The sequence below is a fragment of the Thermotoga sp. RQ7 genome (assembly GCF_000832145.1).
Classification (GTDB): Bacteria; Thermotogota; Thermotogae; order Thermotogales; family Thermotogaceae; genus Thermotoga; species Thermotoga neapolitana.
In genome coordinates, this window is sequence record NZ_CP007633.1 from 1,714,077 (window position 1) to 1,729,910 (window position 15,834).

Below are 15,834 nucleotides of genomic sequence, written 5' to 3' on the forward strand. Positions count from 1 at the left end.
CAGTGAAGCGCTTTCTTGTAATATCTGACTCGCACGTTCCTGTACGAATGCCAGATCTTCCCGATGAAATCATAAACGCCCTGAAAGAATACGACGGGGTTATAGGACTTGGAGACTACGTGGACCTTGACACGGTGATCCTTCTGGAGAAATCTTCCAGAGAATTCTACGGAGTCCACGGAAACATGGACTATCCGGATGTGAAGGAGCATCTTCCGTTCTCCAAAGTGCTTCTTCTGGAAGGTGTGAACATCGGAATTTGTCATGGCTGGGGTGCTCCCTGGGATCTGAAAGACCGCCTTCTCAGGGTGTTCAACGAAAAACCAGATGTGATACTGTTTGGACACACACATGAACCCGAAGACACCACGAAAGCGGGTGTGAGGTTTTTGAACCCTGGAAGCCTCGCAGAAGGATCCTACGCTGTTTTGACTCTCGATGGAGGTGAAGTGAGATTCGAGTTGAAGAAACTGTGAGGGAGATCGTTGAAGACATAAGAGAGACAGTGAAAGATGGAAAACTCTACGTTGCCTTCTCTGGAGGGAAGGATAGCTCTCTTGTTGCGATCCTTGCGAAGATGGCCCTCGGAGAAGAGAGGGTGGAACTCGTCACCGTCGACTGGGGACCTTACACCTACGAAAAATCAAGAAAGATCGTTCGAAGTTTTGCGGAAAAGTATGGGCTGAAGCACACCTTCATCCCGTCCAACGGACTTCAGGAGAAGGTCTGGAGATACGGTCCTTCGTGTAACGCCTGTACGAGGGATGTGAAAACGCGTCTTGTGAAAGAGTACGCCGGTGGTTGCCTTGTTGCGAGCGGTGCCAACGCCTCAGATAGTTGGGGGAAAACGGGGCTGAAGGTCTTCGATGGAGTCTACTCACCCCTTTACAGGGTGGGAAAGGCCGAGATAAACGCGATGATAGATCATCTCGGAATAGAAGTGAGAAAGATAGGAGAGTCTGCAGGAAGAGAAGGCTGCAAACTGAAGCATCTTTTGAAGATGCTCATAAACCCGAACTACCATGGAAGAGCGGTTTCGGTGGCAAACGAGATCCTTCTGAACGTTCTGGAAAAACACGGTTTCGCTCCAGAACTTGCGAACGTGAAGATCATAGGACCCCTCTCCAGAAACATCGCACTGGTGAACGTCAAACCCTTTCCACCAGAAGAAATCGTTGAAGAGATCGTTGAAAAACTTTCAGAGGAGAAGACGATAGACGAGGTGGTGGTCGTTGACGGGCCAATGAGACTCTTTGTTCTTGCAAATCCTGCGATCTACAGAAACGAAGAGTCAAGAAAGTGGATAAAGGAGGGAAGGCTCCAGCCAGAGTTTGCCTTCCCCATAGAGGTGGAATGGAAAGAGTCCAGAAACAACAGGCTGAGAACCTTTCAGGTGATCGACTTCAGGAAGGAGTGAAAGAATGGCATTCAGATGCCCCCTTCTTCTCTTTCTGAGAAGGATCTTCAGGTTTAAAAGAAGACCGAAGTTCAGGGTGAAAAAGAACTGAGCACAGCGGCATTTTCCAGACCAAAGGGCAGAAGAATGTATCTGTCCGTGTGATGCTCAAAGTCTATGAAACTCCACGGTCTTCTGAACGTTTCTTCGAGCACATCGGCCTTGTGGTTTGCCTCTATCAAGTTGAAGAGTGTGTTGGTGAGAACAAGTTTCAGTTCGTTCTTTCCGTCGTGAAGGTTGTCTGTGATCTCCACCATGAACGGTTCCCAGAAGAGACTTCCCACGAATTTTTCGTTCAAAAACACCTCCACCGACGCGGCCCTCACGCTGTTCAGTTTGAGAAAGTACCTTCTTTTCGGGTCTTTTTTCATCTCGAAGGTCTTCCTCAGAGTGAAAGAGCCCACATAAAACGGGTATCCACTCCGTGTGATATCCTTGTGGTCTGGTGTTTTTGGAGCATCGATCACGTACTTTGTTTCGTCCACGTTCACAAGGGAGAATTTCCCAACAAGATAGATCGTTTCCACTTCCGTGGGTCTGTGATTTTCGGGATCTTTCACCCTCTCGTGGCAGCCTGGTCCTGTGATGTTGTTACTCTTTTTTCCTTCCAGAACGACGATGTTTTTCCCCACCTGAACAAGTTCTGTAATGTCCATCTTTCCGAAGTTCACATCCAGGAAACACTCCTCCTCGGTGAAAGTGCAACCCTTCTTTTTGAACACCGCTTCGTGGCCGTTCACCGTGATTCTGTCAAGATTCTCCGCACACTCAACAACGAGAAAGAGCTTTTCTGGTTTTTCCCTGATCTCGAACGAATACACCACTCCGAACGGTGTTCCTTCTGGCAGTCTGTAGAACTCGTACCAGATCTTCGAAACGTACTCATCCCTGAAGACCTTCCCGTCTGCTTCGAACATGTCTACCCTGTCCACAGGCAGCACGTTGAAACCGTTCATCTCTGTTTCGAACTCAGAAAACGCCATTTCAAGTTCGAATTCTCTTTTCAAAGTCACCCCCGTTGAAATCACGCTTCTTCTCTGTGACGGAATCTCTTCGTCCGTTACCCAGATCAAAAGGCTCGATGCCGGGTGCATGGTGAACTCTCTTTCGCTGAACTCCACCACAGCAAAGTCAAAGATGTCGATCGCGTAAATGTGTCTTTTTTCCTCCTTCAGATTCAACTGGCAGTGCACTTCCCGGTTGATGTCCGTGTTCGCAAGAAAGATGATGTATGAGCCGTTCTCAAGCAACCTCTTCTGTGCAATCACAGATTTTGCGTTCTTTCCGGTCTTTTTGTCTATGACCTCGACGGCAGCCACATCCCTGAGTGAATCGATAAGACCCTGAAGATCTTCAAAAACACGTGCTCTTTTGAGGAACTCCGGCTTTTCTTTTCTTCCTTCCACCCTTTCCGGGAAGAAGTTTCCATCTTTCAGGACAAGGATCTTACCACCGTTTTTTGAAAACTCGTTCAAAAGATCCACCGTTGAGCGTCTCAAGTTCAGCAGGGGAGGTACCAGAACGATATCGTACTCACAGTTTCCCACCACAAGTTTTTCTCCGCTCACCCTTCCGTGTTTCGAAAGGATCGTCTCATCGCCAAAGTGGAAATCTATTTTGTTTGAGACGAGTTCTTTCACGGTCCTGTCGAAGGATTCGTTGAGTTTGTCGATCTCGTCGTCGAACTTCGAATAAACACACCAGGCAGAGGTGATCGGATGGATCATCAGCACCTTCACTTCTCTCTTTCCCTGTGTCATCAGGTAGTTCAATCTGGCGAGGTAGTCAGAGAAGCGCTTTTCGTTCTTCCACCAGGGCTGTTGATAGAACAGGTTCGGTGGGTAGTCTCTTTTTCTTTCTCCCCTCATCGAGTAGAGGCTGAGGTGTGGATTTATGTAGGTGATCCCAAGGACAGCCTGCCAGTCTGCAATCCACTTTCTGTGGAGGAAACTCACGTGCTGACCCGTGGTTCCGAACGTTTCACAGAGCACCCATTTCTTTCCCAACTGTTCCGCCACCGATGAGACCTGCTTTATCGTGATCACCTGTTCAAGATGACGTGCGAGTTTGTCAACTCCCGGTATCTGCATGTATTCGTAGTGTGGCATCGCAGCCCCTATCCATTCGACCTGGCCCCTGAGCGTGTCTTCGGCCATGTAGTGGCCCGTCATGGAGATACCGTTTTCCTCGCACCACTTCGCATATGGTATCGTGAAATTTTCGATGAAGAGTTCAGTTGCAACATCGAAGAAGTCGTACCGCACCTTCATGTAGTCCTTCGTGTTGAAAAATAGCTCTTCAAAGTGTTCCCTGATGTCGTATCCCTTTCTTTTCAAGAACTCCTCCGGGAATCGATCCGTCCAGGGAAGGGTAGGAATTTCCGGGTAATGAACTCTCAGATAGGTGGGTTCGTCAGTGAAGATCCCAGGGATCGAAGAGCCAAAGAACTCACCACACACCTTTCTGTACTTCTCGTGGGTCGATCTGATGAAGGCTTCAGTGACCTTCTTCGAGAGAAGATCCACGTAGCAGGTCCCGTTGAACCAGGGATCTCCCAGTTTCATCGTGCGCTTCACAACGAAAAGTTCTTCATTTCCTCTTTCTATCCTTTTCAAGATCTCGTCGCCTGGTTCGATCTGCTCTTTCTTCAAAAGTACAAGAAACCTGTGGCGGTATTCATCACTTTCGAGAGGAACGATTCCACCGGCAAATCCAGAAGGCCACTTGTCCTCGTCGTAAAGCCAGGCCAGCATTCCAAGTTTTCTAGCATGCTCAGCACACCTTTTCACAAGGGCCATCCATTCATCGGAGAGGTATTCCGTCACAAGCCCCACCCTCGAGTGCATGAAGAAACCGCCGTATCCCTTTTCGCACATCTCGTCTATCTGCCTCAGGAGTTCTTCTTCGCACAGTTTGTCGTTCCAGCTCCAGAAAGGTGCGGGCCTGTACCACACTCCAGGGTTTTCCAGATCCTTCAGGTTCACACTCTCATCCCCTTGTACCTTCTCCATTCTTCGTACTTTTCGCTCCACAACTCCGGATTCTTCGGCTCGAACATTTTCAACTCAAAGGACTTTCTCACAACTTCTCTTGCCTCGTCGAGATCTTTTATCTCACCCATGGCGATGAACTGAACGAGGGCGTTTCCGATGGGCGTTGCATCCACAGGGCCTGCCACCACGATCTTTCCCGTTGCATCGGCAATGAAACTCATCAGAAGATCGTTCTTCACGGCTCCACCCACTATGTGGATCTTTTCGTACCTTCTACCGGTGAGTTCTTCGATCTGTTCCACGATCCATTTGCTGTTGAACGCAAGGGACTCGAAGATGAGGCGGGAAATTTCTCCGATTCCCCCCAGTGTTCTCTGTCCTGTCTTTTCAAGATAAGATCTGATTCTCTCCAGCATGTTCCCGGGGTGAAGAAACTCTTCTCTGTCCGGGTCGAGAAACGCCTGGAAAGAAGGTGCGTTCTCTGCCATCTCCACGATCTCTGAGTAGTTCTTTTTCCACATCCTGTTGCACTCTTCAAGAAGCCACATACCGGTTGCGTTCTTGAGAAACCTGATCTTTCCGTATCCACCTTCGTTTGTGAAGTTTCTTTCCATCGCCTCTTCCGTCAGAAGAGGTTCCTCCAGTTCCGTTCCCACAAGAAACCATGTTCCAGAACTGATGTAGATCCCTTCCTCTTCGAACGGCACGGCCACAACGGCGGATGCGGTATCGTGGCAGGTGGTGGCGATCACGTTCATTTCCCTTTTTACCCTGCATTTTCCCAGGACGGTACCCGGTGAGACCACCTCCGGGAAGATTTCAGTGGGAATGGAAAGTTTTTCGAGAAGATCGAACGCCCATCTTTTCTCCGGCACACTGTAGCACTGGGAAGTGCTTGCGATCGTGTACTCACTCACCACCTCACCGGAAAGCCAGAAGTTGAACACGTCTGGTATCATCAGGATCTTCTTTGCCACTTTCAGGAAAGGATCTTTCGAAAGAACCATCGAGTAGAGCTGATAGAGGGTGTTTATCTCCATGAACTGTATCCCCGTTCGCTCGAATATGTACTTCTTTGGGATGATATCGAAGACTTTTTCCATAACTCCCTCTGTTCTTATGTCTCTGTAATGGTACGGAAGGGAGATGAGCCTTCCCCTCTCGTCAAACAGCGCAAAGTCCACACCCCACGTGTCCACTCCCACCGACTGCGTGTCGGAGGTCTCAAGAACACTCTCTATTTCCTCATAGAATTTCGGAAGATTCCACAAAAAGTGATCTCTGTCTCTTCCCGGAAGGAAAATCCCCTCCGTTCGAAACCTCTTCAGCTCCCTCACCGTCAACTTTTCCCTCAGTTCCACCTCGTAGATCTTCCCGTTCGTTGCACCAAGATCCACGGCGAGCACCTTCACAACCATCCCTCCGGAACACCCGTTGGATCCCTTCCAAGGCTGAGCACCCTCAGAAGGATCTCTGCTGCTTTCTCCAGAATCTCAACCCTGTCGTAGGCTTCTGCTACGTCCTTTCCAAACGCTACAACTCCATGTTTGTCCCACAGGACGGCATCCTTTCCCCGAGCTTTTTCGACGGTTTTCAAACCGAGTTCCACGCTCCCTGGTTTTTCAAACTCGACAACGGAAATCCCCTGGGGAAAGAAGATGAGAACCTCAGGGTGAATCTTCATCATCTTTGGAAGAAGGTCCTGAAAGTCCTTCAAGTTCATCAGAGTGAGGAGGTTTAGCGGGTGTGTGTGAACGATCGCTCTTTTCTCTGAGTTCATCTCCTTGAACCGTGCGTGGATCATGAGATGTGTTGGAAATTCACTGGTGGGTTTTCCTTCACCGTGCAGGATTTCATAGTACCTTCCAGGAAGGATGTGAAGAAGACAGATCTTACTTTCATCTTCGAAGATCTCCCTCATTCTCGACCCTGTAGCCGTGATCAGAAGGTACATCTCAGGACCATTGTACTCGAAACCGTACGCCTCCATGGATTTCACTTCGTAACTGGTTGGTACTTCATCGATCCTGACAGAGATGTTTCCCGCGTTCGCCTCAGAAAGACCCTTTACAGCGAGCCAGTAAGCAACCTTTTGAATTTCCTTCACGATCTCCTTCATCTTCTCTCTCTCCTTCTTTTCTCCATGTAATTTCCTTCCCTGAACACCTTTATCGGATCTTCTGGAAGGTTCTTTCGTCTTCTGTACTCCCTAAGAAGTGGCCTCACATCCGTTCGGAAGGCATCCATCAGAGTCTCCTCGGCCTCCACCACATCGCACTTTTTTTGAGCTTCTCTCAATCGATTTTCGTCCACAAGAAGTGCCTTCGCAAAGAGTTCCTGGGCCATCACGACGGATTGTACCATCGCGAGGATCTTCGGCTTTGTGATGTGTGCCTGATCGAACATGAAAACCACTTTCTTTGAAAAGTCAGAAAGCTCAGGATCTCTCCAGGCAAAGACGATCTCCTTGAAGATCAAAAACACCTCATATGGGTTTATGGAAGCGATCGTGAGATCGTCGTCTGCGTACTTTCTGTTGTTCAGGTGAAATCCTCCAAGTTTTCTCTCCGAAAGCAGTGTGGCCACGATGTACTCTATGTTCGTTCCCTGAGCGTGATGTCCCAGATCGACCAGCACGAGTGCTCGCTCTCCCAGCTTTTCAGCGAGAAGATAACTCGTTCCCCAGTCCGGTATGTCCGTGTGGTAGAAGGCAGGCTCGAAGAACTTGTACTCTATGAAGAGGTACATATCCTCCGGCATGTTGTCGTAAATGTACTTCAGGGACTCTTCGAGCCTTTTCTTTCTGGAACGGAAATCGTCCTGACCTGGATAATCCGTTCCGTCTGCAAGCCACAGACTGATCACTTTTGAGCCCGTTTTCACCGCTATGTCCACACATTCCATCACGTGTGCGATCGCTTTCTTTCTGATCTTCTCGCTGGGATTGGTGAGACTTCCGTACTTGTAATCTGGATCCTGGAAGAGATTCGGGTTGATGGCCCCTATCCTCAAACCTTTTTCCTTTGCAAACTCTTTCAGTTCTTCCCAGTTTTCCACCCTGTCCCATGGAATGTGGAGGGCAACGGAAGGACAACACCCTGTGAGTTCATGAACGAGCGCAGCATCCTCTATTCGCTCGAAGACGTTGCAGGCCGCTCCTTCTTCGTGAAAGACGGCAAACCTCGTTCCTGCATCACTGAACGCCCAGGAAGGAAGTTCGAATTTCAACTCGTCCAGTTCTCTGAAGATCTCTTCCATGTTCATCCCTCCTCCCAGTAACCGATTGTTGTCATCAGGGTGTGATGTTCCTTTCCAACATCAAGTCGTGAAAGCTGCTTGACGTCCTCCCAATCCCCTAAAAGAATCAGGAGGTTTTTACCCACTCGAAGGTGGGCTTCCACGGTGACCACATGACCACCGGGCAACGAAGGTGTGAGTTGTACATCACACCCACGGGGGACGCCAACGCCCCTACTACCAGGCTCTCGCCTGTATACTTCCTTTTGATGTTCAATGCCCCCACCGCATCCCTGTGCCATTCAAAACCACAACCCAAGCACCTGAAGTTCCTCGTCGATGTTTTGTGTCTTTTGCCACAGACAGGACACGTCTGTGATGTGTAGGACTCGTCAACAAAGACCACTTCGATACCGAGTGCTTCTGCCTTGGTCTTGATGAGATCAGAAATCTTTCTGAACAGCCATTGATGGATCTTTTGATTCACTTTGGTACTGTAATCAACCCTGTCTCGTATACCTCGAAGGTCTCCTATTGCGATGGTGCCTACTCCAAGTGACAGGCACCATCCAACAAAGTGTGTTGTGTACTTGTGGAGGATGTCTTTGATCTGGTTTTGAATCTTTCCAAGAAGCCTTCTTTTTGCCCTCACAAGTTTTCTGTAGCGTCTTGAACCAACCTTTTTCCTGGACAGTTTCTTTTGAAACTCGGAAAGTTTTTTGTTTCGATAGCGAAGTTTTGAGTTCATCACCCCTCCGTTGTAGAGAACTGCTTTGTCTTCTGTTGAGGCAGTTATCGGATGAACAACTCCAAGATCGACACCGACTACTTTGTACTTGGGTTGTACTTCAAACGCAACGGTCACGTGGAAGAAGTATTTGTCTTGTCTTTTGTCGTAGACAAGTTCAACCCGTCTTATGTCCACCTCTTTCGGAAGGGTTGTTGGTATGTAGAGAGGATCGTTTCCATTTCCCATCGAAAGTCTCAACGCGCCGTCTTCAAGGAGTTTTACTGCCTGGTTTTTCCAGACAACGTTTGTGTACTTTGGTGTTCTAAAGGGTGGTCTGAGGTCTTGGTTTGTTTTACTTGCCTTGAAGTAACTCTTGAGGGCTTCAAAGTATCTTTCTACCAGGGCTTGTTTGGTTTGAGAGTGAAGGGGAATGTTTTGTGCCCATTGAGAGATGTATTTTTTTACTGTACCCTCTGAGAGCCAAACGTTTTTCTTTCTGTGGATTTTTCTGACAAGAGAGACTGTTTTGCTGTAGACTCGTCCAGCAAGTTTTGATAGCTTTTTGCATTTTGTGTAGTACTCAGATGATGCCGGGAATTTGTATGTTTTCATGTGTTTTGCCATGTTCTGCACCTCTCTTCTTGCCATTCATCACGATCCTATAAATGGGATGTGTTTTCTGGCAAGTTTTCTGTAACCACCGGGAAAGAACCATCTTTTTGCACCGTTCATTCTTCATCACCTCGTGGATATGAATTCAAACATAAATTTATCATAAATTAATCACAAAAGTCAACGATATTTGTGATAAAATCTCTCGAAGGGAAAGGAGGGTGATGATATGAAGGAGGAAAGATTGAAGGAGATTCTCGATATCGTTGACAAAAATGGTTTTGTCAGCATGAAGGATCTTCAGGAGAAACTCGGTGTTTCGATGATCACCGTGAGAAGAGATGTGGCAGAACTGGTGAAGAGGAATCTGGTGAGAAAAGTACACGGCGGTATAAGAAAGGTGAACTACTTCGAGAAGGAAACAGATTTCATGAGAAGGCTTTCGATAAACAGGGAGGCAAAAGAGAGGATCGCCCAGCTTGCGCTGGACTTTGTGGAGGACAACGACATCATCTTTCTGGACGCAAGCACCACTGCACATATCTTTGCAAGACATCTGGCTTCGTCTCAAAAATCCGTTCACGCCATCACGAACAATCTGCTCACCGCCATGGAACTTTCGAAAAACCCCGGTATAAGTGTTGTTCTGCTCACGGGAAAAGTGAACCCGGAGAACCTGGCGGTGGAAGGCTCCCTGACGATAGAGTGTGGAAAGAAGTTCTCTGTGAAAAAAGCGTTTGTTTCATGCAGAGGCGTGACCGCAGAAGAGGGAACCTACGAAATAAACACGATGGAGATGGGAATAAAGGGAATCTTCGTTGAGAAAGCAGAAGAGATTTTTGTTCTTGCCGACTTCAGCAAGATAGGAAAAAGATCACTGGCACATCTGATACCCACAGAAAGGATTGACTATCTGATCACAGAAAGAAAACCTCCTGAGAATCAGTATGAAATATTCAGGGAAAAAGGTGTGAAAATTGTCCATTGAAAGGAGGAATCCACATGCCCAACATCGTATTTGTAGGTGCAGGGAGTGTGAGGTACACGATAAAACTAGTAGGTGATCTGGCAAAGACAAAAGAGCTTTATGGGTCAAGACTGGTTTTGATGGACATCGACGAAGAGAGGCTGAAGGCAACCTTCACACTTGTGAAGAAGTACCTGAAGGAGTTGAAGGCAGAATACGAGGTGGAAGAGACGACAAGCCTTGAGAAGGCACTTGAAGGGGCAGAGTTTGTCATCAACACAGCACTCTACAGGGCACCTGGACATGAAGACGGGTACGTGCACTACGAGATCATGAGGGAAGTAGGGGAAAGACATGGTTACTACAGGGGGATAGACAGCCAGGAGCTGAACATGGTATCGGACTACTACACTTTGAGCAACTACAACCATCTGAAGATGAGCCTTGATATAGCAAAAGCTGTGGAGGAAATATCTCCGGATGCATGGATACTGCAGACGGCAAATCCCGTCTTTGAGATCACCCAACTTGTGAAGAGGCTGACGAAGGCGAAGATAGTGGGGTTCTGCCATGGATACGCACACGTGTTTCACCTTGCGAAGGTGCTTGGGGTAGAACCAGAAGAGCTCGACTGGCAGGTAGCAGGGGTGAACCATGCGATATGGCTGAACAGGTTCAGGTGGAAGGGAGAGAACTTATATCCCAGGCTGGATGAGTGGATAGAGAAGAACGCGTCGAACTGGGAGCCAAAGAGTCCATGGGACGTGGACTTTTCACCTGCTGCGATAGACATGTACAGGTTTTACGGGATGTATCCGATAGGAGACACGGTGAGGAGTGGGACGTGGAAGTACCACTACGATCTTGAGACGAAGAAGAAGTGGTTCGGAAAGTATGGGGGAATAGACAACGAGGTAGAAAGGCCGAAGTTCTACGAGAGTTTGAGAAAGCAAAGAAAGAGGCTGATGGAACTTGCGAAAGAAGTGGAGAAAGATCCGACGATAGAGCTCACGAAGGTATGGCCCGAGGTGTTTACAACAGGAAGTGAAAGTGTAGAGCAGCACATACCTTTCATCAACGCACTTGTGAACGGGAAGAAAGCAAGGCTGGTTTTGAACGTGGAGAACAGAGGGACGATAAAGGGGATACCGGACGATGTGGTTGTGGAGGTACCGGTGATAGTGGACAAGGAAGGGATACATCCGGAGAAGATAGAGCCTGATCTTACGGAGAGGATCAAGAAGTTCTATCTTCTTCCTAGGATTTTGAGGATGGAATGGGCACTTGAGGCGTTCATCAGTGGTGACAGGAGGGTTCTTGAGGAGATTCTCGTCAGAGATCCCAGAACAAAATCCTACGAACAGGTCGTCGCTGTCATCGATGATATCCTCAACCTGCCTTTTAACGAGGAAATGAAAAAGCATTATTCAGGATGAGTTTTTCCTCTCGAAAAACCCCAGCGCCCCTTTCAGCGGGGCGCTTTTTTGTTGTAAGAGGTTGTAAAAAGGAAAAAACGTGAGATAATCGAAGATAACCTCGAATAATTGATCTTAATCGATAGACATCAGAATTATTTGGTGTCAAAATCGTTTGACTTAATTGCACACTTATTGATACTATATTGATAGACTTTGGATAATTTTAGTTTGCTTTTTGTGATCTTTAGCGATATCAATTTCAAAACTGGGAGGTGGTGGTACGATGTTTAGGAAGGTCCTGTGGGGTTTTATCATGGTGATCTTTGTAGTTCAGATTCTTGCCATTGGACTCAACGAGATCGTTCCTGGAGAGTATTACAATCTCACTGATTACGAACGTCTGACGGGGAAGAAGATCACGAAATTCAACGAAGCTCCCATGTTGAAAGAGATGGTTGAGAAGGGATTGTTACCTTCTGTTGAAGAGAGATTACCGAAAAATCCTGTTGTAGTAGTCCCATACGAAAGTGTGGGAAAATATGGTGGTATTTGGAACAGAGCATGGTATGGACTTTCAGACGAGTGGAACGCGGGTCGTATTTGTTATGAATTTATGGTAATCTCAGACAAAGCAGGTAAGGAATTATTGCCTGATATTCTTGAAAGTTTGCAAGTTTCAGAAGATGGTAGAGAATACGTTATGAAAATTAGAGAAGGTTTGAAATGGTCTGATGGAGAGCCAGTAACTACAGAGGACGTGAAATTCTGGTACTACGATGTTCTTCTAAACAAAGAATTAACACCATCTGTACCTGCTGTTTTTCAACCAGGTGGAGAGATTTTCAATCTGGAAATTGTCGACGATTATACTTTCAAGGTAATTTTCAAAGAACCATATCCATTATTCTCTCTCGCACTAGCAGGAGATGGTGGAAGAGCCGGGCTTGAGTTTGTTGTTCCATCACACTACATAAAAAAATTCCATCCGAAATACATTGGTTTGGAAAAAGCCAACGAAATAGCAAAGAATAACGGATATGATATTTGGTACCGATTCGTAAAGGATAAGTGCCTCCAATCTAATTCCTGGCTTGTCAATCCCGATTTACCAGTTCTCTTCCCCTGGAAATTATCCAAGGATTCTTCAGAGAGAGCTCTCATACTCGAGAGAAATCCATTCTACTTTAAAATTGATCCCGAAGGAAATCAACTCCCTTACATTGATAGGATAGTATTTCATTATGTTGAAAATCAGCAGATGTTACTGATGAAAGCGATATCGGGAGAAATCGATATGCAAGGTAGGCATTTGACGGTTGCAGACTATTCAATTCTTGCTTCTAATAGAGAAAAGGGAGGTTACAGAATAATTCTTGCCAGACAAGCGGTAGGAAGCGTTGACACTCTCATGATAAATCAAAATTATACAGATGATCCTGTGATCGGTGAAATTCTAAGAGATGCTAGGTTCAGGCAGGCTCTGTCTCTAGCAGTAAATAGAGAAGAAATTTGGCAGTTGGTTTACCAGGGACTTGGAGAACCACGTCAGGCATCATTCGTAAAAGGTGTCAAATACTATGACCCTGAATGGGAAAAAGCTTTCGCGGAATATAATCCTGACAGAGCAAACAAACTCCTTGATGAAATGGGACTTAAATGGGATCCTTCGCACTCCTACAGACTGAGACCCGATGGTAAAAAACTTGAAATTGTTATCGAATATACAACTCCTACTCAAACAAGAGAAAAAACTATGGAGATGCTAAAGTCATATCTCGAAAAAGTTGGCATAAGTGTTGTCTTAAAACCCATTGACAGATCATTATATGTCACAAGATTGGAGGCTGGACAATTACAAATAGGCGTATGGGAATTTGACAGAAACGTGGATCCTGTTGGAGATCCTGCTCACATCCTTGGAAGTCAATGGGCACCTCTTACATGGCAATGGTACAATACTGGCAAAAAAACAGGTATGCCGCCTGAAGAGGGAACAGATTTGTGGAAACTTTTCGAAATATGGGATCAACTTGTCAAAGAAGTTGACTCAGAAAAGCGTGATGAGTTAATGAAAGAGGTAATAAATCTCCACAAGAAAAACATCTGGATGGTTGGTTTTGTAGGAGCTCTTCCACAGCCAATTGTTGTGAAGAACAGCATGAAAAATGTTCCACAAGGCTTGCTTTGGGATTTCCCGCTTATAAGAAGTCCTAAGAATCTCAGACCGGAGCAGTTCTATTTCGAGGAATAGAAGGGGGAGGGGTTCCTCCCCTTTTGTCAAACCCATCATTTTTGTAGATCTCAGCGAGTGAGGTGGCAATTATGATAATGTATATTCTAAGAAGGTTAATAAATGCCTTCATAACATTGTTGATCATCTCCATTATTTCCTTTGCTATAATTCAACTCCCTCCTGGAGATTTTCTGACATCCTATATTGCACAATTAAGAGTTTCTGGTGAGGACATTGATTTGGCTACTGTAGAAGCGTTGAGAAAACAGTATGGATTGGATAAACCTATTTATGTTCAATATTTAAAATGGATCTGGGGAATCCTGCATGGAGATTTTGGATACTCATTTTCGTGGAAAAAGCCTGTGAATGAATTACTCTGGAATAGATTAGGGATAACGGTTTTAGTAGCTGCATTATCACTTGCGTTTAGTTGGTGTTTCGGATTTATTATTGGCATGTACTCGGCGGTCCATCCTTATTCCATTGGGGATTATTTTGCAACTGTTCTTGGATACATTGGTCTAGCAGTTCCTAACTTCCTTTTAGCTCTCATTTTGTTGTGGGGAATTTACGTTCTGACAGGAGAAAATCTGAGTGGTCTGTATTCCATAAAGTATCTCAGCATTCCTATGAATTTCGAAAAATTTCTGGATATCTTAAAACACCTTTGGATACCTGTATTGGTTTTGGGAACTTCTGGCATGGCAGGGCTCATCAGGACACTGAGGGCAAACCTTCTCGATGAACTTCACAAGCCCTATGTGGAGGCAGCACTCTCCAAGGGGCTTCCTGAGAACAAAGTGTTCTGGAAGTATCCTTTGAGGATAGCGATGATACCGTTCATCAGCACAGTGGGATGGTCATTACCTTGGATCTTCTCAGGTGCTACGATAACCGCGATTGTTTTGAATCTACCCTCGGTGGGGCCATTGCTTCTTAATGCATTGAAAAATCAAGACATGTATCTTGCGGGGAGTTTGGTGATGTTTTTGAGCTTTTTCACGGTGATAGGGACACTGATCTCAGACATACTTCTTGCGTGGGTGGATCCGAGGATCAGGTTCGAGTAGGAGGGGAAGCATGAAGAAGAAAGAGAGGATGGAAGAAAAGTTCTATTACGCATCACAATGGCAGCTCATCTGGTGGAGGTTCAAAAAGCACAAACTTGCGGTGATAGGAGGAGTGGTGCTTTTAATAATCTACGTTCTTGCGATATTCTGCGAGTTTTTTGCACCGTACGATCCGAACAAGTACAACTACAGGTTTCCCTACGCACCGCCGCAGAGGATACACTTTTTCCACGAGGGAAAGTTCATAGGGCCTTTTGTGTACGGCTACACTTCCACGGTGGACCTTGAGACCCTGAGGAGGATCTACAAGGAAGATAAGAGCAAGATCTTCAGGATAAAGTTTTTTGTTCGGGGAGACGAGTACAAACTTTGGGGCATATGGAAGACGAACGTACACTTCATCGGAGTGGAAGAAGGCTACATGTTCCTTCTTGGAACAGACAGACTGGGAAGGGACATGCTCTCAAGGATCATCTACGGTGCTCGCATCTCGACATCGATTGGTCTTATAGGGGTCTTTTTGAGCTTTGTTCTTGGTATCACCATAGGGGGCATCTCAGGATACTTTGGAGGTACAGTGGACAACTTCATCCAGAGAACGATAGAGATCATAAGGAGCATTCCCACGATTCCATTGTGGTTAGCTCTAAGTGCTGCTCTTCCACAAAACTGGCCTCCACTCAGAGTTTACTTTGTCATATTGATTATTCTTTCGTTGACGGGGTGGACAGATTTGGCAAGGGTTGTGAGAAGCAGATTTTTGTCTTTGAGGGAAGAAGACTTCGTGATGGCAGCAAGGTTCATGGGGGCTTCGGAAGCAAGGATCATCTTTCGTCACATGCTTCCTTCCTTTATGAGCCATCTGATAGCGAGCATCACACTTTCCATTCCCGGGATGATACTTGGTGAGACAAGTCTCAGTTTTCTTGGACTTGGTCTGAGGCCGCCTGTGATCAGCTGGGGAGTGCTGCTTCAGGAGGCACAGAATCTGACGGTTGTTGCCCTGTATCCATGGCTTTTGATACCCGTTGTGTTTGTGATCACAACCGTTCTGTGCTTCAACTTCGTTGGGGACGGGCTCAGGGATGCAGCAGATCCGTATGCGAACATGTAGG

General features: G+C 46.4%; 12 protein-coding genes. 7 read left to right on the forward strand and 5 right to left on the reverse strand.

Annotation, left to right across the window (positions count from 1 at the left end; genetic code table 11):
• Positions 1-2 precede the first annotated feature (2 nt).
• Together TRQ7_RS08790 and TRQ7_RS08795 are read left to right on the forward strand one after the other, a co-directional pair.
• Positions 3-476, forward strand: coding sequence for a metallophosphoesterase (locus TRQ7_RS08790; protein WP_015919958.1), 474 nt, complete (start codon positions 3-5; stop codon positions 474-476).
• A complete protein-coding gene (locus TRQ7_RS08795) occupies positions 473-1,417 on the forward strand; it encodes an asparagine synthase-related protein (protein ID WP_015919959.1) in 945 nt (314 codons plus the stop codon). Before TRQ7_RS08790 ends, TRQ7_RS08795 begins: the two co-directional genes overlap by 4 nt.
• A 71-nt stretch (positions 1,418-1,488) precedes the next feature.
• Here the strand turns inward: TRQ7_RS08795 and TRQ7_RS08800 are convergent, their stop codons facing one another.
• From TRQ7_RS08800 to TRQ7_RS08820, 5 genes are all read right to left on the reverse strand, one after another.
• On the reverse strand, positions 1,489-4,440 hold the full coding sequence (locus TRQ7_RS08800; protein WP_041844469.1) for an alpha-L-rhamnosidase: 2,952 nt from the start codon (positions 4,438-4,440) through the stop codon (positions 1,489-1,491).
• The gene (locus TRQ7_RS08805; protein WP_015919961.1) at positions 4,437-5,867 is read right to left on the reverse strand and encodes a rhamnulokinase family protein; all 1,431 of its coding nucleotides are present in this window, start codon (positions 5,865-5,867) and stop codon (positions 4,437-4,439) included. The genes TRQ7_RS08800 and TRQ7_RS08805 overlap by 4 nt, the downstream gene beginning before the upstream one ends.
• Positions 5,858-6,568: a rhamnulose-1-phosphate aldolase gene (rhaD, locus tag TRQ7_RS08810; RefSeq protein ID WP_041844470.1), complete on the reverse strand. Its 711-nt coding sequence runs from the start codon at positions 6,566-6,568 to the stop codon at positions 5,858-5,860. Before rhaD ends, TRQ7_RS08805 begins: the two co-directional genes overlap by 10 nt.
• Positions 6,565-7,707 (reverse strand): L-rhamnose isomerase, encoded by a 1,143-nt coding sequence (gene rhaI / locus TRQ7_RS08815; protein ID WP_041844471.1) that lies wholly within the window; start codon positions 7,705-7,707, stop codon positions 6,565-6,567. Before rhaI ends, rhaD begins: the two co-directional genes overlap by 4 nt.
• Positions 7,708-7,813: 106 nt before the next feature.
• On the reverse strand, positions 7,814-9,064 hold the full coding sequence (locus tag TRQ7_RS08820; RefSeq protein ID WP_052472233.1) for an RNA-guided endonuclease TnpB family protein: 1,251 nt from the start codon (positions 9,062-9,064) through the stop codon (positions 7,814-7,816).
• Between the two features lie 193 nt (positions 9,065-9,257).
• On the opposite strand from TRQ7_RS08820, the gene TRQ7_RS08825 reads away from it, so the two are divergent.
• The 5 genes from TRQ7_RS08825 to TRQ7_RS08845 all read left to right on the forward strand — a co-directional run bounded on the left by TRQ7_RS08825 (position 9,258) and on the right by TRQ7_RS08845 (position 15,833).
• The gene (locus TRQ7_RS08825) at positions 9,258-10,016 is read left to right on the forward strand and encodes a DeoR/GlpR family DNA-binding transcription regulator (protein ID WP_041844473.1); all 759 of its coding nucleotides are present in this window, start codon (positions 9,258-9,260) and stop codon (positions 10,014-10,016) included.
• Positions 10,017-10,030: 14 nt separating this feature from the next.
• Positions 10,031-11,431, forward strand: a complete 1,401-nt coding sequence (gene aglA / locus TRQ7_RS08830) for an alpha-glucosidase AglA (protein WP_041844474.1) — start codon at positions 10,031-10,033, stop codon at positions 11,429-11,431.
• A gap of 265 nt (positions 11,432-11,696) precedes the next feature.
• A complete protein-coding gene (locus TRQ7_RS08835; protein ID WP_041844475.1) occupies positions 11,697-13,664 on the forward strand; it encodes an ABC transporter substrate-binding protein in 1,968 nt (655 codons plus the stop codon).
• Between the two features lie 71 nt (positions 13,665-13,735).
• The gene (locus TRQ7_RS08840) at positions 13,736-14,719 is read left to right on the forward strand and encodes an ABC transporter permease (protein ID WP_041844476.1); all 984 of its coding nucleotides are present in this window, start codon (positions 13,736-13,738) and stop codon (positions 14,717-14,719) included.
• A 10-nt stretch (positions 14,720-14,729) separates the two neighbouring features.
• The gene (locus TRQ7_RS08845) at positions 14,730-15,833 is read left to right on the forward strand and encodes an ABC transporter permease (protein ID WP_041844477.1); all 1,104 of its coding nucleotides are present in this window, start codon (positions 14,730-14,732) and stop codon (positions 15,831-15,833) included.
• The last annotated feature ends 1 nt before the right edge of the window (position 15,834 follow it).